At 65.8% G+C, this 23,963-nt stretch carries 24 protein-coding genes; 6 read left to right on the top strand and 18 right to left on the bottom strand.

What is annotated here, in order from left to right; genetic code table 11:
• Positions 1-68 precede the first annotated feature (68 nt).
• From DDT93_RS17575 to DDT93_RS17565, 3 genes are all read left to right on the top strand, one after another.
• A complete protein-coding gene (locus DDT93_RS17575) occupies positions 69-1,040 on the top strand; it encodes an ABC transporter substrate-binding protein (protein WP_109467163.1) in 972 nt (323 codons plus the stop codon).
• 62 nt (positions 1,041-1,102) lie between these two features.
• Positions 1,103-2,158 (top strand): betaine/proline/choline family ABC transporter ATP-binding protein, encoded by a 1,056-nt coding sequence (locus DDT93_RS17570; RefSeq protein ID WP_109467162.1) that lies wholly within the window; start codon positions 1,103-1,105, stop codon positions 2,156-2,158.
• Entirely contained in the window at positions 2,155-4,218 is a 2,064-nt protein-coding gene (locus DDT93_RS17565; protein ID WP_109467161.1) for an ABC transporter permease, read from the top strand. Before DDT93_RS17570 ends, DDT93_RS17565 begins: the two co-directional genes overlap by 4 nt.
• On the opposite strand, the gene DDT93_RS17560 is transcribed toward DDT93_RS17565, so the two are convergent.
• Together DDT93_RS17560 and DDT93_RS17555 are read right to left on the bottom strand one after the other, a co-directional pair.
• Positions 4,207-5,169, bottom strand: a complete 963-nt coding sequence (locus DDT93_RS17560) for a helix-turn-helix domain-containing protein (RefSeq protein ID WP_198654893.1) — start codon at positions 5,167-5,169, stop codon at positions 4,207-4,209. The genes DDT93_RS17565 and DDT93_RS17560 overlap by 12 nt on opposite strands.
• A gap of 82 nt (positions 5,170-5,251) precedes the next feature.
• A complete protein-coding gene (locus DDT93_RS17555) occupies positions 5,252-6,037 on the bottom strand; it encodes an SDR family NAD(P)-dependent oxidoreductase (protein WP_109467160.1) in 786 nt (261 codons plus the stop codon).
• Between the two features lie 169 nt (positions 6,038-6,206).
• Here DDT93_RS17555 and dctP point away from each other — a divergent pair, with 169 nt between their 5' ends.
• Entirely contained in the window at positions 6,207-7,190 is a 984-nt protein-coding gene (gene dctP, locus DDT93_RS17550; protein WP_109467159.1) for a TRAP transporter substrate-binding protein DctP, read from the top strand.
• A gap of 103 nt (positions 7,191-7,293) precedes the next feature.
• Complete coding sequence (locus DDT93_RS17545) at positions 7,294-7,737, top strand: type II 3-dehydroquinate dehydratase (protein WP_109467158.1); 444 nt, start codon at positions 7,294-7,296, stop codon at positions 7,735-7,737.
• Between the two features lie 3 nt (positions 7,738-7,740).
• Here the strand turns inward: DDT93_RS17545 and DDT93_RS17540 are convergent, their stop codons facing one another.
• The 16 genes from DDT93_RS17540 to DDT93_RS17465 all read right to left on the bottom strand — a co-directional run bounded on the left by DDT93_RS17540 (position 7,741) and on the right by DDT93_RS17465 (position 22,455).
• Positions 7,741-8,418: a GntR family transcriptional regulator gene (locus tag DDT93_RS17540; protein WP_109467157.1), complete on the bottom strand. Its 678-nt coding sequence runs from the start codon at positions 8,416-8,418 to the stop codon at positions 7,741-7,743.
• Between the two features lie 134 nt (positions 8,419-8,552).
• Entirely contained in the window at positions 8,553-9,353 is an 801-nt protein-coding gene (locus tag DDT93_RS17535) for an HpcH/HpaI aldolase/citrate lyase family protein (RefSeq protein ID WP_109467156.1), read from the bottom strand.
• The gene (locus DDT93_RS17530; RefSeq protein WP_232825495.1) at positions 9,350-10,207 is read right to left on the bottom strand and encodes an FAS1-like dehydratase domain-containing protein; all 858 of its coding nucleotides are present in this window, start codon (positions 10,205-10,207) and stop codon (positions 9,350-9,352) included. Before DDT93_RS17530 ends, DDT93_RS17535 begins: the two co-directional genes overlap by 4 nt.
• A 10-nt stretch (positions 10,208-10,217) precedes the next feature.
• On the bottom strand, positions 10,218-11,411 hold the full coding sequence (locus DDT93_RS17525) for a CaiB/BaiF CoA transferase family protein (protein ID WP_109467154.1): 1,194 nt from the start codon (positions 11,409-11,411) through the stop codon (positions 10,218-10,220).
• A complete protein-coding gene (locus DDT93_RS17520) occupies positions 11,408-12,562 on the bottom strand; it encodes a CaiB/BaiF CoA transferase family protein (protein ID WP_109467153.1) in 1,155 nt (384 codons plus the stop codon). Before DDT93_RS17520 ends, DDT93_RS17525 begins: the two co-directional genes overlap by 4 nt.
• Before the next feature lie 14 nt (positions 12,563-12,576).
• Complete coding sequence (locus DDT93_RS17515; RefSeq protein WP_198654892.1) at positions 12,577-13,800, bottom strand: FAS1-like dehydratase domain-containing protein; 1,224 nt, start codon at positions 13,798-13,800, stop codon at positions 12,577-12,579.
• Between the two features lie 198 nt (positions 13,801-13,998).
• Positions 13,999-14,577, bottom strand: coding sequence for a cysteine hydrolase family protein (locus tag DDT93_RS17510; protein WP_109467152.1), 579 nt, complete (start codon positions 14,575-14,577; stop codon positions 13,999-14,001).
• A 60-nt stretch (positions 14,578-14,637) separates the two neighbouring features.
• Complete coding sequence (locus DDT93_RS17505; protein ID WP_198654891.1) at positions 14,638-15,291, bottom strand: GntR family transcriptional regulator; 654 nt, start codon at positions 15,289-15,291, stop codon at positions 14,638-14,640.
• 48 nt (positions 15,292-15,339) lie between these two features.
• Positions 15,340-16,140, bottom strand: coding sequence for an N-acyl homoserine lactonase family protein (locus tag DDT93_RS17500; protein WP_109467151.1), 801 nt, complete (start codon positions 16,138-16,140; stop codon positions 15,340-15,342).
• 10 nt (positions 16,141-16,150) lie between these two features.
• Positions 16,151-16,882 carry an ABC transporter ATP-binding protein gene (locus DDT93_RS17495; protein ID WP_109467150.1) on the bottom strand — a complete coding sequence of 244 codons (732 nt, stop codon included), beginning with the start codon at positions 16,880-16,882 and terminating at the stop codon, positions 16,151-16,153.
• The gene (locus DDT93_RS17490) at positions 16,875-17,654 is read right to left on the bottom strand and encodes an ABC transporter ATP-binding protein (protein WP_109467149.1); all 780 of its coding nucleotides are present in this window, start codon (positions 17,652-17,654) and stop codon (positions 16,875-16,877) included. The genes DDT93_RS17495 and DDT93_RS17490 overlap by 8 nt, the downstream gene beginning before the upstream one ends.
• Complete coding sequence (locus DDT93_RS17485; protein ID WP_109467148.1) at positions 17,654-18,601, bottom strand: branched-chain amino acid ABC transporter permease; 948 nt, start codon at positions 18,599-18,601, stop codon at positions 17,654-17,656. Before DDT93_RS17485 ends, DDT93_RS17490 begins: the two co-directional genes overlap by 1 nt.
• Before the next feature lie 31 nt (positions 18,602-18,632).
• Positions 18,633-19,532, bottom strand: coding sequence for a branched-chain amino acid ABC transporter permease (locus tag DDT93_RS17480; RefSeq protein WP_109467147.1), 900 nt, complete (start codon positions 19,530-19,532; stop codon positions 18,633-18,635).
• The gene (locus DDT93_RS17475) at positions 19,532-20,422 is read right to left on the bottom strand and encodes an NAD(P)-dependent oxidoreductase (protein WP_109467146.1); all 891 of its coding nucleotides are present in this window, start codon (positions 20,420-20,422) and stop codon (positions 19,532-19,534) included. The genes DDT93_RS17480 and DDT93_RS17475 overlap by 1 nt, the downstream gene beginning before the upstream one ends.
• 4 nt (positions 20,423-20,426) lie before the next feature.
• On the bottom strand, positions 20,427-21,176 hold the full coding sequence (locus tag DDT93_RS17470) for an SDR family NAD(P)-dependent oxidoreductase (protein WP_109467145.1): 750 nt from the start codon (positions 21,174-21,176) through the stop codon (positions 20,427-20,429).
• A 70-nt stretch (positions 21,177-21,246) separates the two neighbouring features.
• Positions 21,247-22,455, bottom strand: coding sequence for an ABC transporter substrate-binding protein (locus DDT93_RS17465; RefSeq protein WP_109467144.1), 1,209 nt, complete (start codon positions 22,453-22,455; stop codon positions 21,247-21,249).
• 196 nt (positions 22,456-22,651) lie between these two features.
• Between DDT93_RS17465 and DDT93_RS17460 the strand changes: the two genes are divergently transcribed.
• Positions 22,652-23,950, top strand: coding sequence for a CaiB/BaiF CoA transferase family protein (locus DDT93_RS17460; protein ID WP_332872703.1), 1,299 nt, complete (start codon positions 22,652-22,654; stop codon positions 23,948-23,950).
• Positions 23,951-23,963: the final 13 nt, after the last annotated feature.

The raw sequence follows: 23,963 nt of genomic DNA, 5'->3' as shown, positions 1-23,963 counted from the left end.
AGGGCGGCTGCGGGACGCCGATGGCGGGACATACAAAACAACAACACCGCACTGACAGAGGAGAAGACATGACCAAGTTCAAGAGTCCGGCATCCGCTATCTGCGCCGGGGCCGCGATGCTGGCGCTTGCCGGTGCGGCACAGGCCGCCGACCTGGGCGCCACCGATGCCCCGATCAAGCTGGCCATCAACGAATGGACCGGACAGCATATCACCACCCATATCGCCGGCGACCTGCTGACCAAGATGGGGTACAAGGTCGAGTACGTGACCGCAGGGAACTATCCCCAGCACACCGCGCTGGCCGACGGCGACCTGTCGGCGACGCTGGAGGTCTGGACCAACAACGTCGGCGACATCTATCCGAAGATGAAGGAAGAGGGAAAGATCGTCGATATCGGTCCCCTCGGCCTCGCCACGCGCGAGGGCTGGGTCTATCCCAAGCACATGGAAGAGCTCTGCCCCGGCCTGCCCGACTGGGAAGCGCTGAAGTCGTGCAAGGACGCGATGGTCACGCCCGAGACCTTCCCGCAGGGCCGCATCCTGTCCTACCCGGCCGACTGGGGTACCCGTTCGGCCGATATCATCAAGGCGCTGGGGATCGACTACAAGGCCGTGCCCGCCGGATCCGAGGGTGCGCTGGTGGCCGAATTGAAGGCCGCCGACGCGCGCAAGACGCCGCTGGTCATGATGATGTGGGCACCGCACTGGGTCTTTGCCGATGTCGACGTCGGCTGGGTCGAACTGCCGGCCTACGAACCCGCCTGCGATACCGATCCGTCCTGGGGCCCGAACCCGGACGCCACCGGTGACTGCGGGGTCGAGGCGCCGGAGACCGTGAAGGTGGCCTGGTCGGGCTTCGAGGAGAAGTGGCCGGCAGCCTGGGCGTTCCTCGAAGCCTTCTCGGTGGATACTTCCGAGCAGGAACTGATGATGAAAGCCATCGACCAGGACGGCGGCAAGGTCGAGGATGTGACCGCCGCATGGGTCGCCGATCACGAGGCGGTCTGGAAACCCTGGGTCGACGCCGCTACCCAGTAACCCGCGACTGGCGCGGTCCGCAAACGGGCGGGCCGCGTGACCTGACTTGCCTGGATCATGCGATGAACGACCAACCCGAAGCGAAGCTCTCGGTCAGGGACCTGTGGAAGATATTCGGACCCGATCCGAAGGGCGTCGTGTCAGGGGAATTCCCACGGATGACCCACGAGCAGCGGCTGGCGCATGTGCGCGCCAGCCAGCATCACGTTGCCGCCGCCGGTGTCAGTTTCGACGTGCCCACCGGCCATATCTTCGTGATCATGGGGCTTTCGGGCTCTGGCAAGTCCACGGTGCTGCGCTCGATCTCGCGGCTGGTCGAGCCGACCTTCGGCTCGGTCACGCTGGAGGGCACCGATCTGCTGGGGGCCAGCCAAAGCGAGCTGATCGAGATCCGGCGCCACAAGATGGGAATGGTGTTTCAGGACTTTGGACTGCTGCCGCATCTCGACGTGATCCAGAACGTCGCCTTTCCGCTCAAGGCGCAGCGCCGTCCGCGCGAGGAGAGGCGCGAGCGCGCGCGCCAGATGATCGAACTGGTGGGTCTCAAGGGGCGCGAGCATGCCTATCCGCACGAGTTGTCGGGCGGGCAGAAGCAGCGGGTCGGCATCGCACGCTCGCTGGCGGTGGAACCCGAACTCTGGTTCCTGGATGAACCCTTCTCGGCCCTCGACCCGCTGATCCGGTCGCAGATGCAGGACGAGTTCCTGCGTCTCCAGACGCAATTGAACAAGACCATCGTCTTCGTCACTCACGACTTCCTCGAAGCGCTCAAGTTGGCCGATGAGATCTGCATCATGAAGGACGGCGAGATCGTGCAGATCGGCACCCCTGCAGAGATCGTGCTGCGCCCGGCGAACGACTATGTGCGGCGATTCATCGGTGACGTGCCGCTGGCCAATGTGCTGCGCGCCGAGGACGTGATGAGCCCGGCATGGGACGACGGCAAACCCCATCCGACGGTGGCGCGGCAGGCGATCCTCGACGAGGCGATCAAGCTGTTCGACGAGACCACCGAGACGGTCGACGTCGTCGATGCCGAGGGGGCGGTGATCGGCTCGCTGCACCCGCTCGAAGTGATCCGCTCGCTCTATCATGACCAGCCGGAGACCGCTGCATGAGCCGTTTCGCGCGGCGTTTCGTGGTCTCTTGCGGTGCGGCCTGGCCCTGGCTGCTGGTCTTTGCCGTGGGCGCGGCGCTGGTTTTGGCCCGCGCCGCATATCCCCAGGTGGTGACCTTTCCCGATGGCTGGCTGCTGCCGTTGGAGGGGCCGATCAACGTCGCGATGGACTGGATCGTCGAAAACCTGCGCGGCGTCACCCGGGCGATCAGCGGGGGGCTCGGTTGGGCCTTCTGGCTGGCGCAGGAGATGCTGGTGCATACGCCCTGGCTGGTCACCCTCGCCGCGATCTCGCTGATCAGCTGGCAGGGCGGCGGCCTGCGGCTGACGCTTCTGATCGGGGCGATCCTGCTCTACATCCTGGTGTCCGGCTACTGGACCGAGGCGATGAACACCCTCGCGCTGGTCCTTGTCGCCCTGCCGCTCTCGGTGCTTCTCGGCTTTGCCGCAGGCTATCTCGGCTACCGATCCGAGACAGCGCGCGGGATCATCATGCCCACGCTCGACCTGATGCAGACGGTTCCGGCCTTTGCCTACCTGATCCCGATCCTGCTGCTCTTTGGTTTCGGTCCGGTGGTGGGGCTGATCGCCAGCGTGGTCTTTGCGGTGCCGCCGATGGTGCGTAACACGATCCTGGGGTTTCAGCGCATCCCGCCCGCGATCATCGAGAGCGCGTGCATGTCGGGATGCTCGCGGCGGCAGCAGTTCCTCTGGGCCGAGTTGCCGACCGCGCTGCCGCAGATGCTGATCGGGGTGAACCAGACGACCATGGCGGCGCTGTCGATGGTGATCATCGCGGCAATCATCGGCGGATTCGAGGACATCGGGTGGGAGGTCCTCTCGGCGATGCGCAAGGCGCAGTTCGGGCAGGGGCTGCTTTCGGGTATCGTGATCGTGGTGCTGGCGGTCATGCTCGACCGGCTGACCGCCGCCTATGCCGCGCGTCAGCTGCCGACGACAAGCCACGCGGGCTGGCCGTGGCGGCGGTTCGCCGTGATCCTCGTCGCCGCGATCTGCGGGGCGTGGCTGCTGGCCTGGCTGGTTCCCTTCTTCGCCGACTGGCCCGAGGCGCTGGTGTTCTTTCCCGCCAACGCGATCAACGCGGCGACCACCGACTTCGTGATGGCCTTTGGCGAGGTGATGTCGCGGATCAAGAACGCAATCCTCTACTTCTTGCTCCTGCCGGTGAAACTCGGGTTCGAGCGGGCGGTGGTGCCCTTCACCTGGGGCGTGACCTTTACCCCGCTTGCCAAGACGATCTACTGGCTTTTGGCGGCAGTGGCCTGTGCCGTCGCCTTTGGCCTCGGCCGCTGGCGCGCCGGGGTGGCGGCGGTGATTGTCGCGGGGTTCCTGTTCCTTGGGGCGACCGGGCTGCCCTGGGCGCTGGTGGTGCTGGCCGTGGGCCTGCTGGCCTGGCAGGTCGGCGGCGGGCGGTTGCTGGCCCTTGCCGTCTTCAGCCTCGGCTTCCTGCTGCTGAACGGCATCTGGCCCCCGGCCATGCTGTCGATCTACCTCTGCTTCGTCGCGGTGGTGATCTGCATCCTGCTGGGCGGTGTCATCGGCATCTGGGCGGCATCCTCCGACGTGGTCTCGCAGGTCATCCGCCCGATCAACGACATGTTGCAGACGCTGCCGCAGTTCGTCTTCCTGATCCCGGCGCTGATGCTGTTTCAGGTCGGTGACTTCACCGCGCTGCTGGCGGTGGTCGCCTATGCCATCGTTCCGATGATCCGCTATACCGAGCATGGGCTGCGCTCGGTTCCGCGACCGCTGATCGAGGCCGGGGTGTCCAGCGGCTGTTCGCCCTGGCAGATGTTCTGGCAGATCCGTCTGCCGCTGGCGCAGGCGCAGATCCTCATCGGCATCAACCAGACCATTCTCTACGCGCTCGGTATGCTGGTGATCGCCGCACTGGTCGGAACCACCGACCTCGGGCAGGCGATCTACATCGCTCTTGGCAAGGCCAACGCCGGGGCGGGGCTGGTGGCAGGGCTTGGCATGGCGCTGATCGCCATGACGGCGGACCGGATCCTGCAGGCGGTGATCCGGTCAGGACGCTGACGGCTGGCCCAGTGACATCGCCTCGATGTAGAGCAGGAAGAGCTCGCGCTCGCTGGTGATGTCGAGCTTGTTGTAGATCCGGCGCTTGTGGTTCTTGATGTTGCCGACCGAGAGCCCCAGCGCCCCGGCGATGCCGGAGCTGTTGTGGCCTTCGAGGGTCAGGCCGACGATATCGCGCTCGCGCGGGGTCAGACCCAACTGGTTGCCCCAGGCCTCGATGCTGGTCGAGCGGCCCGGCGCACCGGCTCTCTGGGGTGCCGGGGTCCAGACATAGCGCTCGGTTCCGCCGAACTCGCCGGCGATGGAGGTGCGGATCATCTGGCCAAAGGGGCTCTTCTGTTCGCGCCACTCGTTGGTGACCCAGATGGTCTCGCCCGTGACACTGGTAAGACGCATGGGGCGCCCGAGCGACGGAGAACTCTCGATATCGGGCTGCTCGCCGCTCATCAGAAGGCGGATGTGCAGCCTGTAGAGCGAGGCCGCGGCAGGGAAGATGCCGCGCAGGTTCAGCACGTCCTCGGGCGTGAACAGTCCTCGGCGGTTGTTGTAGAAGAAGGCGACGGAATCCCGCGCGACGGCAGGCATGAAGACCCCGATCTCGTCCTTCACCCGGATCTGGGGCAGGAAGTTCTGCACGTAGTTGTCGCACCGGTTGTGCCCGGCGATCATGTCCTGCAGCCAGATCACCCCCGGTTTCTCGCTCTCGCGCCAGTGTTCGAGATAGGGGTCGTCCTCGATGAACTCCGAAAGATAGAGCTCGGCCAGGTGCGATGGGAAGGAGTGCGAGTGAATCAGGAAGCGGGGCTGGTCGAAAGCCGAGTAACGCGCCATCGTGATAAAATCGTAATCGAGCACGGTGCCGATCGCGTCGGCGAGCTGTTTCTCGAAACGCGCGGTTCCCATTGCGCCGGTTATCTCCGGCAGGGTCTCAACGAAGCGGTTGGTCTCCATCTCGGCATCCTGTCGCTCGTGCGGGTCGGCAGGACGACTCTGGCGCTTTCCGGTCCGCAGGACAAGCCGGGCCGCGCGGCGCCTACCAGAGTGCGCCGCCGGTCACCTGAATGTTCTCCATCGTGATGCCGCGTGCCGCATCGCTGCACAGGTAAAGGGCAAGCGCGGCGATCTCATCGGTCTGGAGGATGCGGCCCTGCGGGTTCTCCGAGGCGATATCCGCCATTGCCTGCTCGACGCTGCGCCCGCGCGCCTCTCGCTGGACGATCTCGGCCACGTCGCGGCGCATCAGGTCGGTTTCCACCCAGGTGGGGCTGATCATCACGCAGGTCACCCCGTGGGGCGCGCCTTCCAGGGCGACACAGCGGGTCAGCCCCAGCAGCCCTGCCTTTGAGGCGCAGTAGGCCGGGTTGTCCTTCCACCCGACGCTGGCGGCGGTGGAACCTATGTTAATGATGCGCCCGAACCCCTTGTCGATCATGCCGGGCAGCAGGGCGCGGGTCATCCGGAAGGCGCCGGTGAGGTTGGTGTGGAGGATCGCGTTCCAGAGGGCGTCGTCGTGGCCGCAGACTGGCTGCTCGCGGGTCATGCCAGCTGCATTGACGAGGATGTCGGCGGGGCCGATCGCGGCATCCGCGCCCGCGATGAAGGCGTCGATGCTGGACTGGTCGGTCACGTCGAGCGGCGCGGCGAAGACACGGTCGCCCGCAGTTCTCAGCGCGGAAAGCGCCGGATCGTCGCTGCTCCGGGCCGAGCGGGAACCGACCGCGACGGCCGCCCCGGCTTGGGCCAGCGCTTCGGCGATGGCGAGGCCCATGCCCGAAAGTCCACCCGTCACGATGGCGGTTTTCCCGGTCAGATCGGTCATGTTGCCCTCCGTCAATTCCCTGTTCGCGCCACTCTAGCGGGATCGCGACCGGGGAGCCACGTGATCGATCGCGTTCGACGCGGTTTGCAAGGCATCCGAAATCGTATTAGATTTTGATGATCATAATACGAAGATAGATTCGTATGATTCAAAATGGGGAGGAAACAACATGATGGACCGGAGACTGATGCTGGGGGCCCTCGCGGGCGCGGCACTCTTCGTTGGGGGACCGCAGGCGGTTATCGCGCAGGACAAGCCCGAGCTGACCTTCTCGGCGGTGTTCTCGCAGCAGGACATCCGCGCCGAGATGATGGAGATGTTCAAGGCGGATGTGGCTGATATCGCCAGCCTGCAGCTCTACTACGGCGGCAACCTGTTCAAGCAGGGGACCGAAATCACTGCGATCCAGCGCGGCAACCTGTCGATGGGCAACGTCGCGCCGCAGGACATTGCCAAGCAGATCCCGGCCTTCTCGATCCTGACCTCGGCCTACCTGTTCCGCGACGCGGCGCATCTGAAGGCGTTCTTCGAGAGCGACGCGGGCGCCGAGATGAAGGCAATGGCAGAGGACCAGCTGGGCATCCACATCCTCGGGCCGACCTACTTCGGCACCCGGCAGGTCGGGCTGCGCGTCGACAAGGAGATCAAGACGCCGGCGGACATGCAGGGGATCAAGCTGCGGATGCCGGGCGGGGACGCGTGGCAATTCCTTGGTTCGGCCCTTGGGGCAAACCCGACGCCGATGGCCTATGCCGAGGTCTACACCGGGTTGCAGACCGGGGCCATCGACGGGCAGGACAACCCTTATCCGAACGTCGAGAACATGAAGTTCTACGAGGTGATGAGCCAGATCGTGCGGACCTCTCACCTCGTCGCCTATGACCTGCTGGTGATCTCGCAGCAGGCGTGGGACGCGATGAGCGCGGATCAGCAGCAGGCGTTCCAGGCCGCAGCCGACAAGGCCATCGCCTGGAGCACCGAGCAGCATCTTGCACAGGAGGACAAGCTGGGCGCGTTCTTCGAGAGCGAGGGGCTCAAGATCTCGACGCCCGACGTCGACGCGTTCCGCAAGCACGCGCAGGAGATGTACCTGAACTCGGACCTGTCCAAGGACTGGCCCGCAGGGATGCTCGACCGGATCAACGCGCTCTGAGTTGACGCGCGGCCCGGTACCGGGCCGCCACTACCGGGAAAGCCGGGAAGGGCGCGGTGCGCCGTCCTTCCCGGATCAGACAAGGCGTGCATAGGGAAAGATCATGCGCAAACCCCTCTACGTTCTGAACGGCCCCAACCTCAACCGGCTGGGCCTGCGCGAGCCCGAGATCTACGGCAGGACAACGCTGGCCGAAGTCGAAGAACGCTGCAAGGCGGCTGCGGGGCAGGAGGGGCTGGTCTTTCGCCAGACCAATTCGGAATCCGAGCTGATCGGCTGGATCCACGAGGCCATCGACGAGTCCTCGGCCCTGCTGATCAACCCGGCGGCGTTCACCTTCTATTCGATGGCGGTGATGGATGCGCTCAAGATGTACCCGCACCCGATGATCGAGTTCCACATCTCCAACGTCCACAAGCGCGAGCCGATGTACCACACTTCGCTGGTCTCGCCGGTCGCGACCGCCGTGATGGCGGGCACCGGCGCGCGGGGCTATGCCCACGCGGTACGGATCCTACGCGAGATGGTCGACGAACGGGCGTGTTAGTCTTCAGCTGAACTTGCCGGTGGCGAGGATGTGTTCCATCCCCGCCCGAACATGCGAGGTCAGCAAGGTAACCGCCGCCTCGGCATCGCGGGCAATGACGAGGTCACGCAGACGGCGGTGCTCGTCAGCGGCCGGTTTGCCGCGAAAATCGAGCGCCAGAAGGTGATAGCGCAGGTAGCGGTCGAACACGTTCGAGTGGGTGGTCATCAGCGCGGGCATGTCACAGGCCGAGATCGTCGCGTGGTGGAAATCCCAGTCGAACTGCACCCATTGCTCGACCGAAGAGGGCGCGCCGTCCATCAGCTTGGCCTCGACCGATTGCAGCTTGTGATGGGCGGACACGACATGCGCCTCCCAGTCGAGGCTGCCAAGTTCGATCGAGCGGCGCAGGGCGTGGCACTCCAGCAGCAGGCGCAGTTCGCAGATGTCGCGCAGGTCGGCCTCGTAGACGGGTGCGACCTCGAACCCGCGCTGGCCTTCGGCAACCACGAAGCCTTCGACGACAAGCCGGTTCAGGATCTCGCGCAGGGTGGTGACGCTGACCCCATAGGCTTCGCGCAGCCGATCGAGACGCAGCCGCTCGTCCGGTTTTAAGGCGCAGCGCAGGATGTCGAAGCGCAGCTTGCGCAGGGTGGCGTCCCCGACGGACTCGCCGGCGGTTTCGGAAACGAAGATCTTCACGGCAGGCTCGCGGCTTGGTTCCGGGTGTCCTGGTGATCCTATACGCAGGCCGCACGGGAGGAAATGGGAGAGGATCCTATTTTTTACGTAATGTAGGATAAAGGGGGTGAGCTCGCGAAGTGAGGCCTCCGGGGTCAGACGACTTCCCTCTGCCGCATGATCTGGTGGGCCCAGTCGATGACCGGGCGGTCGACCATCTTGCCATCCACCGCGACCACGGAGTTTCCCGAAGCCTCCAGCGCGGCGATGATCCTTTGTGCCCGGTCGACCTCGGCGTCGGTTGGCAGGAAACTCTCGTTCGTCGCGGTCACCTGGGCCGGGTGGATGCAGAGCTTGGCCCCGAAGCCGAGGGTGCGGGCGCGGCGGGCGTCAGCTTCGACGACGGCGGTATCGCGGAAGTCCTGCGTCACCCCATCGACCGGTTGGGCCAGACCACCGAGACGGGAGGCGAGCACGAGTTCGAACCGCGCGGGGTCGAGGAGTGCGCCCGTGTCGGGAATGCGCAGGTCGGCGGCAAAGTCGAGATTGCCGAAAGCCAGCCGCGACAGCCCCGCGATGGTCACGCTCTCGCGGACGGTCGCGAGGCCCTCGGCGGTCTCGATCAGGGCGATCAGCGGCGTGCCGGGCAGCCGGTCGGCGACCGCCCGCAGGCTGGCGGGCGTCGCCTTGGGCACCATGACTGTAGCGCAGCCGGCCCCGGCCAGCGCGTCGAGATCGGCGTCGAACCACAGGCTGTCCATGCCATTGACCCTAACGACCGCTCGCTCGTCAGTCCTGACGTGCGCGCCAACACTGTCACGGGCGCTGTCCTTCAGCCCCGGCCCGACGGCATCCTCGAGGTCAAGGATGATCGCGTCGGCGCCCGAGGTGGCGGCCTTGGCGAAGAGCTCGGGCTTGTGCCCGGGGACGAACAGGTAACTGCGGGGAGTCCTCATCGGAGCGACTCGACCGTGGCGCTTGCCTGCATGGCGAGTTCTCCGTCTGGTCCCCTGGCCCAGAGCGAAAGGGTGCCATCCTCCACCGCGTCGGCCTCGAGCGTGAAGGGCCGGTCGCAGAACAGGGGGGCCATGCCGCGAAATTCGAACCGCGTGAGCCGGGTTCCGGTGCCCTCGGTGGCGAAACCCTGAAGCAGGGTGGCGGTCAGCGGCCCGTGCACCACGAGGTCGCGATAGTCTTCCTCCTGCTGCGCATAGGTCCGGTCGTAGTGGATGCGGTGCCCGTTGGAGGTGAGGGCGGAAAAGCGGAACAGCAGCACCGGGTCCGGCGTGAAACCGGACGACCGCGCGGCGCCATCGGGCGCGGGCGCCGGGGCCGGTTTGGGCGCGCCCGGGGCAGGGGCCTCGCGATAGACGATGTCCTGTTCTTCCTCAATGCAGAGGGCGCCGCCCTGCATCAGGCGGTGGCGCAGGGTGACGAAGACCAGAGCCCCGGCGCGTCCGGACTTGGTGACCACGTTCAGGATGGTGCTCTCCTTCTCGGCCTGCTGGCCGATGGTCAGCGGGCGGTGATAGGTGATCCGGCCGCCGGCCCACATGCGGCGGGGCAGCTTAATGTCGGGCAGGAAGCCGCCGCGTTTCGGGTGGCCGTCCGGCCCCAGCCCGCTGCGGGCGACGAAGGGATTGAAGTAGAGCCAGTGCCAGCCCGGCGGCAGCGGGTCGCCGGACTGCAGTGACCGCGCGAGGTCGAGTGTTGCGGTCAGCGCGGCGGCGCGGTCTGCTGCAATGAGCTCGGTGCGGGTTTCGGTACGGCCGATCGCGTCGGCGTAGTCTTCGATGGTGTCGGTGGTCACGTCCTGTCCTTCAATAGATCGCGCGGTCTGCGACCAGCGCGGAAATGTCGGTGTCCGAAAGGCCAAGCAGCTCGCCATAGACGTAGGATTCGGCACCGCCGAGCGTGGGGGTGCCCTGGGTGATCCCGGGCGTGTCATCGCCGGAAAAGCGCGCGACGCGGCCCACGGCGGCGCGGGTGGCGCCGCCCGTTTCGGTAACGTCGAGGATCGCGCCACGCGCCCGCAGGTGCGGATCGCTTACGATATCGGAGGCGGCCCAGGACAGGTGCGCAGGGATGCCCGCCGATTGAAGCGACGCGGCGAGCTGCTCGCCTGTGCTCTGGCGGGACCAGTTCGCGATCAGCGGATCGAGCGTTGCGCTGTTGGCGTGGCGCGCGGTTTCGGTGGCATAGCGCGGGTCGCTTGCCAGGTCGGCCTGATCCATGAGCATGGCAAGCGCGCACCATTGCGCATCGTTGGCAACCGCAATCGCAAGCCAGCGGTCGGGGTCGCGCGTCGGATACAGCCCGTGGGGGGCGCGGCGCAGATCGCCGTTGCCCATCCGTTCGACCGTGATGCCTGCCGATGCCGCGACCAGCGCGTCGCCGACCAGCGAGGAGGCGACCTCGCGCGCGGCGACGTCCACGTGGCAGCCGCGGCCGGTGCGCCGCCGTTGCAGCAGCGCGGCCATTGTCGCGAGCGCGGCGTTCATGCCGACTGAATGGTCCATGACGTGGCGCATCTCGACGGGCGGGCCGTCGGCGTGCCCGCTGAGATGACCGAGGCCGCCCCAGGCCCCGAACAGCGGAGCGTAGCCCGCGAAGTGGCTTTCCGGACCGGTCTGCCCGGAGGAGGAGACCGAAACCATGACGATGTCGGGCCTGGCCGCCCGCAGGTCGTCGTAGGACAGGCCGAGCCTCTCCATAACGCCGGCCCGGAAACTCTCGGCGGCGACGTCCGACACCGCCACCAGCCGCTTGGCGAGGGCAATGCCGTCGGGGTGTTTCAGGTTCAGCCGCACCGACAGCTTGTTGGACGAGACCTGGTCGAAGGTGGCCGGGCCCTTGCGCCCGTAGACGGCATGGGACTTGCGGAAGATGTCGGGGCGCAGCGCGGTTTCGACCTTGATCACCTCCGCCCCGAGCTGGCTGAGCATATGGGTGCAGAAGGGACCCGCCGCGTGGACGGTGAAATCGGCGACGCGCAGTCCGGACAGAGGTGTCATGCACTGGCCCTCCGTTGCGCGGGTTCTTCCAGCAGGGACTGATCGGCACCGGGCGCGGGGGCAGGGCAGTCGACCGGCAGCGCATCGGGGTCGAAGCGGAAGGGGAGCGACTGGACCTTCACGGTGCCTCCGGATGCGGCGACTTCGTGGAAGATGCCGCGCGCGGTTTCCTGTGCGCCGGACAACACTTGCGCGGCGTCGTTGTAGCGGGCCATCGGCACCCCTAGCTCCTGCGCCGCGGCCACGAGGTCGGCGACTTTGCGGTGTGATGCCCAATCGCGGATGCGGCGGTTGATCTCGTCGCCACGGGCGCTGCGCCCCACGGCGTCGGCAAGGTCCGGGTCGGCGGCCCAGTCGTCGGCTTCCAGCAGTTTGACGAGGCCCTGCCACTGGCGTTCCTCAAGGGTCAGCAATTCGACATAGCCGTCGCTGCATTCGATGACGCCGCCGAAACGGAAGGAGCGCGTCAGGCGATGCTCGACCGATCCGTCGCCGAACCGCTGGATGGCGAAGGCGCCGACCGCGACGTTGGCGTCCTGCACCGAGGCGTCGACATACTGGCCGCCCCCGGCCCAGAGTGCCGAGAGTCCGGTGAAGGCGGCAGCAACGCCGCCCTGCATCTGCGCGAAATGGCCCGCGATCTTGAGCGGCGGGCGGTCGGGAAAGAGGTCGGCGGAGAGGCCATTGGGGAGCAAAAAGCCCTCTCCGCCCGCGTGGACCAGCGTCAGCTCCTCGCCCAGCCAATCCGCCTTGGGCCCATAGGCGCCGAAGGGCAGGACCGAGAGGTGCACGATGTGCGGGTGCCGCTGCGAGATACGGGCCTGGTCCAGCCCTGCCCTGGCCCGGTCGGCCAGGGCGGTGTCGTCGATCAGCAGGTCGGCCGAGGCAAGCAGCGTATCGAATGCCGCGCGGTCGTCCGGCTGGTCGAGGTCGCAGGTCACGCTGCGCTTGCCGGTGGCAAGGAAGGTGAACAGCGCGCTGTCGCTACCGGGCAGGAGGGGTGGCTCCTGCCGGAGCGGGCTGCCGCCCGGAGGTTCGGCCATGATGACCTCGGCCCCCATCAGGCACATCAGGCGGCCCGCCTGAGCCGCCGCCACGCCGGTGGCGCGTTCGACGACTCGGATACCTGCGAGGGGCTTCGGGGCAGTCATGGCCGGTCCCTTCCTTAGCGGACCACGGGGAGGTCGAGTTCGAGGTTGCCGCAATCGAGGAAGACGCGGAGGCTCGGGTCGCGAGACTGAAGCGCCACGGTGGCGACGCCCGGAGTGGTCAGTTCGCCGCGCTGGTTCTCGCCCCAGATCTCGATGTCGACGAGGGCGTGGCCATCCTTGATGTATTTCCTGGAGACCTTTCCCTTGCACCAGGTGCTGTCGCCCATGGTGTTGAAGCGGCGCATCTCGGTGCGGACGCGCTTGAGGAAGCCCGCATCGCCCATCCAGTTGGTGACGAGCGAGGCCATCCACGACGACCGCTGCGGGCCATAGTCGTAGACGCCGGGCACGCCGACTTCCTTGGCGGTGCTTTCGCGGTGATGGCCGATGCCGGTGTATTCAATGCCGCCGCCGGCCTCGGGGTTGCGGAAGAAGTGGCCGGGGTGCTTCATCGCGTTCTGGAACACGACCCCGTGGGTATGGCCGCGTCCGGAGCCGACGAGGAAGCCCATGGTGTCCATCAGGGACAGCGGGCCGCGTACGATGGTGTCGAGCGTTTCGCCCTCGGTGACGTCTTCCCAGTAGCGCACCTTGGAGCCGCGGATCTTCGACGGTTCCTCCATGATGCAGGCGTCGAGCTCTTCGAACTCGGCCTGGGTGTATTCGTGGGTCGTGATGTCCTTGTACTTGCCTGCGTCCCGGGCCGCCTTGCGTTCGTGGCGGGTGCAGGTCCCGAGGGCGCGGGAGAGCATGTCGCCATGCTGGTTGTAATAGGTCGCCTCGACATACTGCAGGACCAGACGGCCGGAGAACTTGCTTTCCTTCTCCTCGATGCCGATCACGCGCTCGATCGCGTTGATCCGGTCACCGGGGCGGATGTGGCGGAAGATTTCCCAGTCGTTCCCGGCGTAGAAGCCGTGGACCCCCGGAAGGCCCCAGCGGGTGCGGCCGATCCAGCCGAGCGCCATCGGGAACATCGGGTGCCCCAGTTGCGTGCCAAACCGGCTGGCCGCACCGTATCCGGTATCGCGGTAGAGCGGGTTGAGATCGCCGATGCCGTTGCACCAGTTGCGCAGCGTGTCGGAGGTTGCGTCCTGAAGGTAGGGGCCCTCGGGGCGCAGCTGCAGGCCGATCATGTCCTTCGCGGCGGCGATGGCCTCGTCGGTGATCTTTCCTTCGGCTGGGGCGCCGCCCATGCCCTTGGTGTCGTCTTCCTTGATTTTCTCTGCGGTGGTCACGGGTGGTGCCTCCCTGGCTGTGTGATGATCGTGCCGTCGTGGCACCATGTGATGCATTTCATATAATGCATTATTTTTTGAGGCGTCAAGCGGCGTAATTTGCCGTCAGTCTATATTATTTGCAAAAAACTGAGTGCAGATAGCAAAAGAAGGGCGCAGCTGGGGCGCCCTTCTTGACATTATAATGCATTATAATGGTCAGAAGTCGAATTCGGCGGCCTTGGTGACCTGGGCATAGCGCTTGAGGCCGGACATGGCGTGCTCGTGCTCGTCGCGGGTCGCCCCGGCGCAGCAGTCTTCGAGTAGAACGCAGGCGTAGTCGCGGTCGTGGCCTTCGCGCACGGCGGCGGAGACCACGCCATTGGTGGAGACCCCCGACAGGACGAGACGGCGAATCCCCTGTGCGCGCAGCAGCGGTTCCAGCTTGGTGGCGTAGAAGGGGCTGACCCGGTGCTTGATGATGTCGGGATCGCCGGGCTGGGGCGCGAAATCCTCGTGGACCTGCGTGCCCCATTCTCCGAGCTTGAACAGCCCGTTCTCCTTTGCCTTGGAGAACACGGGCGAGCCCGGCGGGCATTCGGCATAGTCGGGTGAGAACCCGACCCGGACATAACCGACCATGACCCCGGCGGCGCGCGCCTTTGCAATCGCCAGTCGGGTTGCCTCGTAGACGCCACGCTCCTGCATCAGGGGCACGTAACTCTTGCCGCCCACGCCATCGGGGTGGACGAGGTCGTTCATCATGTCCATGACGAGAAGTATGGTGTCAGAGGGCATCGCGGGCTCCTTTCGGGTGTCCTGGGGTATCAGACCCGGACACCAGGGCGGCGCCGCGGGCTATTCGGTATAGCTGGCCTTGAACTCGTCCCAGCCGGCGCGGATGTGCGTGCGCAGGGACGACAGCAGCGCGGCCTCGTCGCGGGTGATCAGGGCATTGAGCATCTCGCGGTGTTCCTGGGAGGCGCGGTCGATCCGGTGATCGAGCTTGTTGATCAGGTCGAAGGGGTAGCGCGCCCAGAGCGTGCGGACAAAGCGCAGGGTCTGTGGCAGATCGGCGGCCAGGTAGATGGTTTCGTGAAACCGGTAGTTGATGGCTCGCACCGCGTCCCGGTCTCCGGCCTTCGACGCGGCCTCGAACTCGTCCTGCATCTTGCGCAGCGCGTCGAGGTCGCGGTTGGTGAGCCGCCCAAGGGCCTTCAGCCCAAGTTTCGATTCCAGCGTGACCCGCAGGTCGGTGATTTCTTCGGTCGCGTTGATGTCGAAGGGAGCCACGACCGCACCACGATGCGAGTTGCCAAGGACAAAGCCTTCTGCCTCGAGAAGCTTGATCGCTTCCCGGACGGGCGTGATCGAGGTCCCGATCATTTCGGCGATCTGGGCCTGCTTGAGCTTTGATCCGCGCGGGAACTGACCGGAGATAATGCCTTCTCGCAGAAAGTCCGCGACCCGCTCTTCCTTGGTCTGGTGTTTCAAGCTGCCGTCCATGTTCATTTTTCCCCTCCCCGGAAAAATGACGGAAAAGGTGCATTCTGCACTTTCTCATCGCTGCGCCCCGGGCGCAAGATCCAGACGCAGCACCTGCCCTTCGAGCCCCGGCGCGGCGGCCGGGTAAAGGTCGAGCAGGCGCGGGTCATGGGCGGGCAGGACGTGATCGTCGCTGTCGGCCAGATCCCGGATCAGGTCGTGCGAGGCGATCATCTCGGCGATGCTGAAGGCCACGGCAAAGGGAATGCCGCGCTCGTATTCCTCGTAATAGTGCAGCGCGTCCGACGCCAGAACGACCCAGCCCCGCGCGGTATGGATGCGCAGGATCTCCTGCCCGGCACAATGGCCGCCGACCCAATGCGCCGTCACGCCGGGGGCGACCTCGTGGTCGCGTCCGTGCAGGTGCAGGCGGCCTTCGTGTAGATAATGCACCAGCCGCGCAATTTCGTCGGGCCAGTAGGCATGGCGGAAGGTCGGTTTTTCCATCCACGGCCCGGTCACATAGGCCATTTCCTCGGCCTGCATCAGGAAGCGGGCGTTGGGCAAAGCGTCGAGATAGCCGAGGTGGTCGTAGTGGGCGTGGGTGAGCACCACGGTCTCGACCTTCTCCGGGTCCACGCCGAGCGCGGCCCAGCCGTCGGGCGGGCTCATCACCTGCCTGTGTCCGTTGCGGGCGCCCTTGGCGGGGTCAAGCCCTGTATCGACGACGATGATGTCCTCGCCGGATTTGAGAACCCAGCAGAAGAAGTCGAGCGTCAGCAGGGCAGTGGGGTCCGGGTCGCTGATGAAGTTCACGCCGCGGGTGCGGGTGTCGTTGGTGGCGTGCCGGATGGCGTAGATTTCCCAGGTCTTCATTGTCTTCCCCTCAGGCCGCCGCGGCTCCGAGGAAGGCGTCGATCGCCTCCTGCCGCGCGGTCTTGTCCCTGAGCGCCTCGGCGCTGCGATGGCCGACGATCCGGCCTCCGCGCAGGAAGTGCAACTCGTCGCAGAGCCGCATGGTCACCGCGAGGTTCTGTTCCACCAGCACGATGGCGAGGTTGCTTTCCTTCCGGATCACCGCGAGCCGGTCGAAGACCCTGCGCACGAGGAGCGGGGCAAGGCCGAGCGAGGGCTCGTCGAGCAGCAGGAGTTTCGGGTCGGCGACAAGGCCACGCCCGATGGCGAGCATCTGCTGCTCGCCACCCGAGAGCCGCCAGGCGGAGCGATTGGCCTTTTCCGCGATCTCGGGAAAGAGGTCGAGCACCATGTCCATTCGCTGGCGCCGCTCGGCGGCGGATTTCTGGTAACCGCCGAGCACCAGGTTTTCGCGCACGGTCAGGTCGCCGACGATCTCGCGGCCTTCGGGGACATAGACGATCCCCTTGGCGACGCGCCGCCGCGCCGGGTCGCCGGTGATCGGGCTACCGGCAAAGTCGACTTCTCCCGAGGCGGGGATGACGCCGCAGATTGCCTTCATGGTCGACGATTTGCCCGCGCCATTCGCGCCGAGCAGAGCGACGACCGCGCCCTCCGCGACGGAAAAGCTGATGCTGTCGACTGCGGGGGCCCCGGTGCCGTAGCTCACGGTGAGGTTCCGGACCTCGAGCAGGTTACTCATCGTCATCGCTCCCCAGGTAAATTCGGACCACGTCCTCGTTGCCGCGAACCTCTTCGGGTGTGCCGACGGCGACAAACTCGCCGAAGTTCAGCACGTAGATGCGGTCGCAGATCGACATCACGAGATCCATGTCGTGTTCGACCACCACCAGCACGAGGTCGGTGGAGGCGAGTTTGCGCAGGACCTTCATCAGGTCGCGCGTTTCGGAGTTGTTCAGCCCGGCCGCTGGTTCATCCAACAGCAGGACAGAGGGCTTGCCGACGATGGCGCGGGCGATCTCAACCAGCCGCTGGGTGCCGGGAGGGAGCTCTGAGGGCAGGAGATCGGCCGAGTCCGCGAGGCCGAGGTCGGCCAGCACGCGGTCGGCGGCGGCGGCCATGTCCTGCCGTTCCTTCCGGCCTGCGCTGAGCGGGAGAAAGGCGCTGGCCCATCCGGCAGAATAGTTGCGGGCCACGCCGATCATCACATTCTCGCGGACGCTCAGGTCCGGGCAGAGCGCGACATGCTGAAAGCTGCGCACGATGCCCTTGCCGGCCCGAGCGGCGGGTGGAAGCCCGTCGAGCGATGTCCCGGCGTAGGTGATCGAGCCATGCTGAGGGCGGTAGGCGCCGGTCAGGCAGTTGAACAGGCTCGTCTTGCCCGCACCGTTGGGGCCGATCAGCCCGGTGATTTCTCCGGCGCGGAATTCGACGTCGAGACCCTTCAGCACCTTGATGCCACCGAAGGAGAGCGCGATGCCGTCCCCGCGCAGGGCGTTGGTGACCTGGTCCATCATGCGCCTCCCTTGCGGCGTGCCAGCGTTTTCTGGATGCGGGGCAGGTAGTGACCCAGCAGGATCATGCCGAGCAGCGAGAGGCCGTAGAAAACCGGGATCCATGCGCCCGAGGCCGAGAGGAGCTGGGGCACCAATGTGACGAAGGCGCCGCCGATCAGGACGCGGACCAGCGACAAGCCGTAGAAGCTGACCACCGATCCGACCAGCAGGAAGATCGCCTGCCAGAAGGTGAAGCCGCCCGGCGAGACGGTGGAGCCGGAGAAGGCCAGCGTGGCCCCGCAGAGTGCGCCGATCCCGCCGCTGATGCCCATGACGGCGATCCGGGCCCAGACCCGCCGTGTGCCGAAGGCATCGGCCGCGGCCGGGTGCGTCTTGGCCAGCAACAGGGTCATGCCCTGCCGCGACAGGCGGAAGCGGGCGACCGCAGCGGCAACCGCGACCAGCATGGCGAGCCCGAGGTAGTAGCGCTGGAGGCCCATCTCGACGCCGGGAACCAGCGGGGTGGAGACGTAGAGCCCCTCGTACCCGCCGGTGATCCAGTCGAGGTTGTTGATCATCTCGGGGACGGCCAGAGCAAGAGCCAGCGTGGTGACTGCAAGGTAGATGCCGTGCAGGTTCCGAGAGGGCCAGGCGAAGGCGATCCCGAGGGATACACCCAGAAGGAGGGCGAGCGGAACGCTGGCCCAGAGCGAGACCCCGAAGCGGGTGTCGAGGACACCGACTGCGTAGGCGCCGAGCGCGGTGAAGAAGGTGTGGCCGATGGATACCTCGCCGCCGTAGCGCACGAGGAACGACACCGCCAGGACGCCGATGGAGTTCGCAAAGCAGAGGCCGAGCGTGAAGGTCCACGAGCCGCCGACGATGAAGGGCAGCGCGGCGAGGATCGCCACGGGAATCCAGCTGGCGATGCTGCTGGCGGCGATGTCCTGAAGGCGCTGTGTCATCGGGATCGTCCTCGAGAGGGGTTGGGCCTGATCAGACACGGCTGCCTCCTACGCGTTGAAGAACGCCGTTGGGGAAGATGTTCAGCGCCAGAAGGATGATGCCGAGCAGGAAGGTACTTGAGAACTCCGGCGAGACGTAGAAGGTGAAGAGGTTCATCAGGACCCCGATCAGGATGCCGCCGACAAGGCTGCCGGGGAGGCTGGCAAAGCCCCCGATGACGGCGGCGGCAAAGGCCTGCAGCATGAAGGTGGCCACGGTAGTCACGCTCAGGAAGGTCGTCGGCACGATCAGCAACGCGCCGATCACGCCGAGGATCGCGGCGGTGACCCAGGCGAAGAGGTGGACCGAGCGGAGGTTGAGCCCGCAGACCTCGGCGGCAAAGGGGTTTTCGGAGATGGCGCGGAAGGCGATGCCGAGCTTGGTGTAGTCGATCACGATGAACAGTGCGCCAATGGTCACGACGGCGACCGCGAGCACGGTCAGGTCATAGCCCGTCACCAGCAGTCCGAAGACCGAGAAGGCAAAGCGCGGGATCGGCAGGTCGAGCGCGACGATGTCGGCGCCGAATAGCAGCAGCGTGACGCCTTGGGCAATCAGGCCGAACCCGAGAGTCGCGATGGTCGAGGTCAGGTCGCTCTCGAACACCAGCGGCGAGATGATCGCGTAGATCAGGAAGGCGATGGCGACGGCGCAAAGCAGTGCGACGATCACCGCCGCGCCCCAAGACAGCGAGAGCAGCACACCGGAGGACAGGCCGTAGACCAGAAAGGCGGTCAGGCCCGCGACGTTCCCGTGCGAGAAGTTTACCACCTTGGAGCACTTGAAGATCATCACCAGCCCCAGCGCGCCAAGCGCGTAAAGGCAGCCGGTGATCATGCCCGACCAGATCAGCGGGAACAGGTCGTAAAGCAGGGTGTCCCAGAACGTCATCAACTCTCCTCCATGGTGCCGTTCTCGACCAGCGTGATCACGCCGGGAAAGTATTTGCCGGCCATCCCGTTGGCGACCGATGCCTCGTAATAGTCGCGCACCCGTGCCGCTGCGGGCAGCCGCACGCCGGTGTCGGCGGCGAGGTCGAAGACATAGCCGATGTCCTTCAGCACGTACTCGGGCGGGAAGGACCTGTCGGGAAACTGCCGCGGACCCATCGACTTCATTCCGTGATTACGCAGGACGAAACTGTCGCCCGAGCCCTTCGACACGGCGTCGAGCAGGGTCTCGGCGGTAACCCCCGCCTTTTCCCCCAGCACGATCATCTCGGCGAGGGCGACGGTGTTGGCAAAGACCAGCATGTTGTTGACCAGCTTCAGCACCTGCCCCGCGCCGACCGCGCCGCCGTGGGTGACGTCGGACGCGATGTAGTCCAGCACCGGGCGGATGCGTTCGTAGACCGCGGGATCGGCGCCGACCATGATGCTGAGCTTGCCCTGCTGCGCGGCCTCGCGGGTGCGCGCGACGGGGCAGTCCGCAAATGCGATATCCGATGCGGCGAGCGTTTCGGCGGTTTCGCGCGCCGAGGCGACCGTGGTTGTCGAAAGATCGACGACTACGGTGCCCGGAGCGGCGGTGGCGGCGATCAGTGCGGCCACCTTCTGGACCTGCGGCCCGCCGGGCAGCGAAAGGCAGATGATATCGCAGGCAGCGGCGAGCGCCTCGACCGTGTCCACCGGTTCGGCCTTGGTGTCTGCCAGGGCCGCAAGCGCATCGGCGGAGAGATCAAAGCAAAGGACGCGGCCCGGGTGCTTGGTCGCGATGTTGCGGCACATCGGGCCGCCCATGACGCCAAGCCCGATGAAACCTATGGTGTCGGTCGTCTTCATGGTGTTAGTCCATCAACATCCCGCCGTTCACGTCGAGAACGGTGCCGGTGATCCAGTTCGAGGCAGGCGAGGCGAGAAACAGGATGGCCTGCGCGATGTCCTCGGGCTGGCCGAAACGGCCCAGAGGCACACTGCCGTTGGGCGAGGGCGCGGCGCGCTGGGTCACGGTTTCCCACATCGGGGTTTCCACCGGGCCAGGGGCGATCACGCTGGCGTAAATCCCCTTGGCCGCGCCGTTCTTGGCGACCCACTTCATCAGGCCATGCACCGCCGATTTCGCGGCGACGTAGGAAGGCCCGGAGGCAACGCCGCCGATCTTGGAGGCGATGGAGCCGAGTGCGACGATCTTGCCGAAGCCCTGCGCCTCCATCATCGGGAAGATCTCTCGCACCGGATTGACCACGCCCATCAGGTTCACGTCGAGGATCGAGCGCCATTCCTCGTCGGTCGAGTCGACGAGGTGCTTGTGCGAGATGGTTCCGGCGCAGAGTATCAGCGCGTCGATGCTGCCATGCTCTTCCTTCGTCTCGGACAGGATGGTGCGGGACTCGTCGCGCGAGGTCACGTCGTAGCGGCGATAGTGGATGCGGTTGCTTTCGAACTCGGCGCTGTCTGCGATATCGGTTGCGATCACGGTCGCTCCGGCTTCTGCCAGGGCCAGGGTGGTGGCGCGGCCGATGCCGCCCGCTGCGCCGGTGACCAGCGCGATCTTGCCGTCGAGCCGTGCGGGCGCGCTGACTGGGATGAAGGACATGGGATTCCCCGTTTCCTGGGTATTGAAGTGAGTCCCGCCGGCATCGGGCCGGCGGGGAGATGTGCGCGCGTTACTCGCTTTTGGCGACGTCGAAGGCGACGGCAGGGTAGGGCTGGAAATCGCGGACCAGGACGAATTCGCCGTCCTTGTACTGGATGATGCCTTCCTGCCGGGTGCCGCGATGATCGTCCGCGCTGAAGGTGACGCCCCGGGCGCCGCCGACAGAGGCATTGGACATGGTGTTCATCGCCTTGACCATGTTCTCGCGGGTGATCTCCTCGCCGCTGTCGAGCAGGAGCTGGAAGCCCTTGTGGAACAGGGCGGCGTTGCTCCACCCGTTCAGGCCGAGAACGCCGACGGGGTCATTGGGATAGTACTTGGCCACGGCGTCGCGGTAAGCCTTGACCTCGGGTTCGTCGCTCGACACCGGCAGCAGCCAGGACGAGAAGTAAACGCCGTCCAGCAGATCGCCGGCCAGCTTGAGGGTCGACGGATCGGCAGTGAAGAAGGGCGCGAACCATGCGACGTCGACGCCCTGCAGATCCGCCGCCTTGAGCGCGGCAGCGAGGTTGGCGTTGGAGCCGTAGAGCACCACCGTTTCGGCACCGGATTTCTGGACGCGGCGGATATGGGCGCTGAAGCTCGTGGTCTTGACGTCGAACGGGATCGACTCGACTGGCTCCATGCCGAGGTCCTTCATCACGAGGTCGAAGCCGCGCTTGGCCGACTTGCCGAGTTCGTCGTTCTCCCACAGCAGGGCGATCTTCTTGTGGCCCAGACCGTTGACGGCATACTCCGCCGAGGCCCCGGCAGACCAGCCGTAGTCGGGCAGCAGCGGGAAGACATTCGGTTCAACGAAGAAGGCGCTGGCGCCGCCGACCGGGCCGATGATCGGCACGCCGGCTTCGTTGGCATAGGGAATCACGGCGACGTTGGTCGCGGTTCCGAGCGGTGCGGCGAGGGCAAAGATGCCGTCATCTTCCGCCAGGCTGCGGGCCACCGCGACGCTGCGAGCGGGATCGTAGCCATCGTCCTTGGTAATGAAGTTGAAGGTCCAGCCGTCGACTTCGCCGCTCTCGTTCAGCATCTTGAAGTAGGCTTCGGATGCGTGGGTCAGCGTGGCGTAGAAGGGCACGGGACCGGTGATCGGGGTGAAGGCCCCGATGGTCACGACCTTGTTCTCGGTGTCGATCCCGGTTTCGGCAAGGGCGGGCGCGGCCGCGAGGGCGGCGGCGACCGCGATCCCTCGTGCGGAGCCTTTCCAAATCTTGTCTAGCATTTCTTCTCCTCCCTGAGAATTTGTCGTTCTGCGCTGCGGCTATGCCGATCGTTGGCGACGCGGGCATGATGCATCATAACGGCATAGTGTCAACAATCTACATTTTAAGAGACTCGCTTTCCTTTCAAGATTTCGCAGTCGATAGGCGCAGGCTGCGCGCTCTTGACGTTAAGATAATGCATTATGCATTATATGGATGACAAGGAAAATCCTTCTGGGCGAGAGAATCCTTTCTCCATGCCCCGGGAACACAGGAGAATTATGCATGATATCCGGAAACCTCTCGGGCAAGACGGTGATCGAACTGGGCAGCATGATTGCCGCACCCTTCGCCACCCACATCCTGAATCAGTTGGGCGCCGAGGTCATCAAGATCGAGCCGCCCGCGGGTGAAACCACCCGGAAACTGGTCAGGGGCGGTCCGAGTGGCAGCTACCTGGCCTTCAATCGCGGCAAGCGGAGCCTTTGTCTCGACATGGCGACGCCGGCGGGCAGCGAGGCCTTTCGCAGACTGGTGGCCAGCGCCGACATCGTGGTTCAGAACCTTTCACCGTCTGCGGCACGCAAGCTCGGCGTGACGTTCGAGGCGTGCAATGCACTGAATCCCGACATCGTTTTCTGCCATATCAAGGGATACGGAGCGGGCCCGCTGGAGGAGCAGGTGGCGTCGAATCCGATCGCCGAGGCGGCCACGGGCGTGATGTACTACAACCGGCCCGAGGGCAAACCCGCGCGCATGGGCCCTTCGTATCATGACCAGTTCGCGGGGTGTTATGCAGCCATTGCCGTGCTTTCGGCGCTGATGTCCGATGGTGCGCCCGAGCGGCGGAACATCGAGATTGGCCTGTACGAGACGGGGCTGCACATCGCCGCGCGCGATCTGCTGGGGGTGGAATTGAAGTCTCAATTGCTCGGTCGCCCCGAACAGGAGCCTTCGGCAGAGTTCTCCATGCCGGGCTATGGGGCCTACCAGACGGCGGACGGGCGGTGGATGTACCTCGTCATGCTGACCGACGAGCATTGGCGGCGATTCTGTCTTGCCGTTGGGCTGGAGCCGGACCCCGAGCTTGCGACCCTGCGCCAGCGGCGCGCGCGTCGTCCGGAGGTCGAAGGGGCGGTGACCCAGAGAATCATGTCACACGACTACGAATCGCTGGCGTCCATGCTTGGGCAGGCCGGGGTCGGATTCACCGAGGTTCTGCCGCTGGATCGGGTGCTGGCAACGCCGCAGGCGCGGGCCGGGGACAAGATCGCCTCGTTTGATTTCGGGGGCTATGCCTTTCACGCGCCAGACCTGCCGGTCCCGGCCCTGTTACGCGGAGAGGGGAGGGCGGTGCCGCCGCCGCTGTTGGGTGAGCATTCCGCAGAGATCCTCGCGGAGCTGGGGTTTGACGGGGCGGAAATCGACGAGTTGGTCGGATCGGGAGGGGCTGTCGTGTCGGATGACCGGGCGCCGCTCTGGGCCTTGCCGCGCGCCAACAAGGCAGCCGAATAAGCGCCCTGCAAGA

The organism is Albibacillus kandeliae (assembly GCF_003116585.1).
In the GTDB taxonomy this organism is placed as follows: Bacteria; Pseudomonadota; Alphaproteobacteria; order Rhodobacterales; family Rhodobacteraceae; genus Albibacillus; species Albibacillus kandeliae.
This window is presented reverse-complemented; position numbering and strand designations above follow the sequence as displayed.

Coding starts and splice junctions, on each gene's coding strand:
- DDT93_RS17475 (WP_109467146.1), bottom strand. CDS start 20,422: ATGAAGACGACCGACACCATAGGTTTCATCGGGCTTGGCGTCATGGGC.
- DDT93_RS17460 (WP_332872703.1), top strand. CDS start 22,652: ATGACAAGGAAAATCCTTCTGGGCGAGAGAATCCTTTCTCCATGCCCC.
- DDT93_RS17545 (WP_109467158.1), top strand. CDS start 7,294: ATGCGCAAACCCCTCTACGTTCTGAACGGCCCCAACCTCAACCGGCTG.
- DDT93_RS17490 (WP_109467149.1), bottom strand. CDS start 17,654: ATGGACCAGGTCACCAACGCCCTGCGCGGGGACGGCATCGCGCTCTCC.
- DDT93_RS17485 (WP_109467148.1), bottom strand. CDS start 18,601: ATGACACAGCGCCTTCAGGACATCGCCGCCAGCAGCATCGCCAGCTGG.
- DDT93_RS17480 (WP_109467147.1), bottom strand. CDS start 19,532: ATGACGTTCTGGGACACCCTGCTTTACGACCTGTTCCCGCTGATCTGG.
- DDT93_RS17470 (WP_109467145.1), bottom strand. CDS start 21,176: ATGTCCTTCATCCCAGTCAGCGCGCCCGCACGGCTCGACGGCAAGATC.
- DDT93_RS17465 (WP_109467144.1), bottom strand. CDS start 22,455: ATGCTAGACAAGATTTGGAAAGGCTCCGCACGAGGGATCGCGGTCGCC.
- DDT93_RS17555 (WP_109467160.1), bottom strand. CDS start 6,037: ATGACCGATCTGACCGGGAAAACCGCCATCGTGACGGGTGGACTTTCG.
- dctP (WP_109467159.1), top strand. CDS start 6,207: ATGATGGACCGGAGACTGATGCTGGGGGCCCTCGCGGGCGCGGCACTC.
- DDT93_RS17570 (WP_109467162.1), top strand. CDS start 1,103: ATGAACGACCAACCCGAAGCGAAGCTCTCGGTCAGGGACCTGTGGAAG.
- DDT93_RS17505 (WP_198654891.1), bottom strand. CDS start 15,291: ATGAACATGGACGGCAGCTTGAAACACCAGACCAAGGAAGAGCGGGTC.
- DDT93_RS17535 (WP_109467156.1), bottom strand. CDS start 9,353: ATGAGGACTCCCCGCAGTTACCTGTTCGTCCCCGGGCACAAGCCCGAG.
- DDT93_RS17520 (WP_109467153.1), bottom strand. CDS start 12,562: ATGACTGCCCCGAAGCCCCTCGCAGGTATCCGAGTCGTCGAACGCGCC.
- DDT93_RS17575 (WP_109467163.1), top strand. CDS start 69: ATGACCAAGTTCAAGAGTCCGGCATCCGCTATCTGCGCCGGGGCCGCG.
- DDT93_RS17500 (WP_109467151.1), bottom strand. CDS start 16,140: ATGAAGACCTGGGAAATCTACGCCATCCGGCACGCCACCAACGACACC.
- DDT93_RS17510 (WP_109467152.1), bottom strand. CDS start 14,577: ATGCCCTCTGACACCATACTTCTCGTCATGGACATGATGAACGACCTC.
- DDT93_RS17495 (WP_109467150.1), bottom strand. CDS start 16,882: ATGAGTAACCTGCTCGAGGTCCGGAACCTCACCGTGAGCTACGGCACC.
- DDT93_RS17560 (WP_198654893.1), bottom strand. CDS start 5,169: ATGGAGACCAACCGCTTCGTTGAGACCCTGCCGGAGATAACCGGCGCA.
- DDT93_RS17565 (WP_109467161.1), top strand. CDS start 2,155: ATGAGCCGTTTCGCGCGGCGTTTCGTGGTCTCTTGCGGTGCGGCCTGG.
- DDT93_RS17525 (WP_109467154.1), bottom strand. CDS start 11,411: ATGACACCTCTGTCCGGACTGCGCGTCGCCGATTTCACCGTCCACGCG.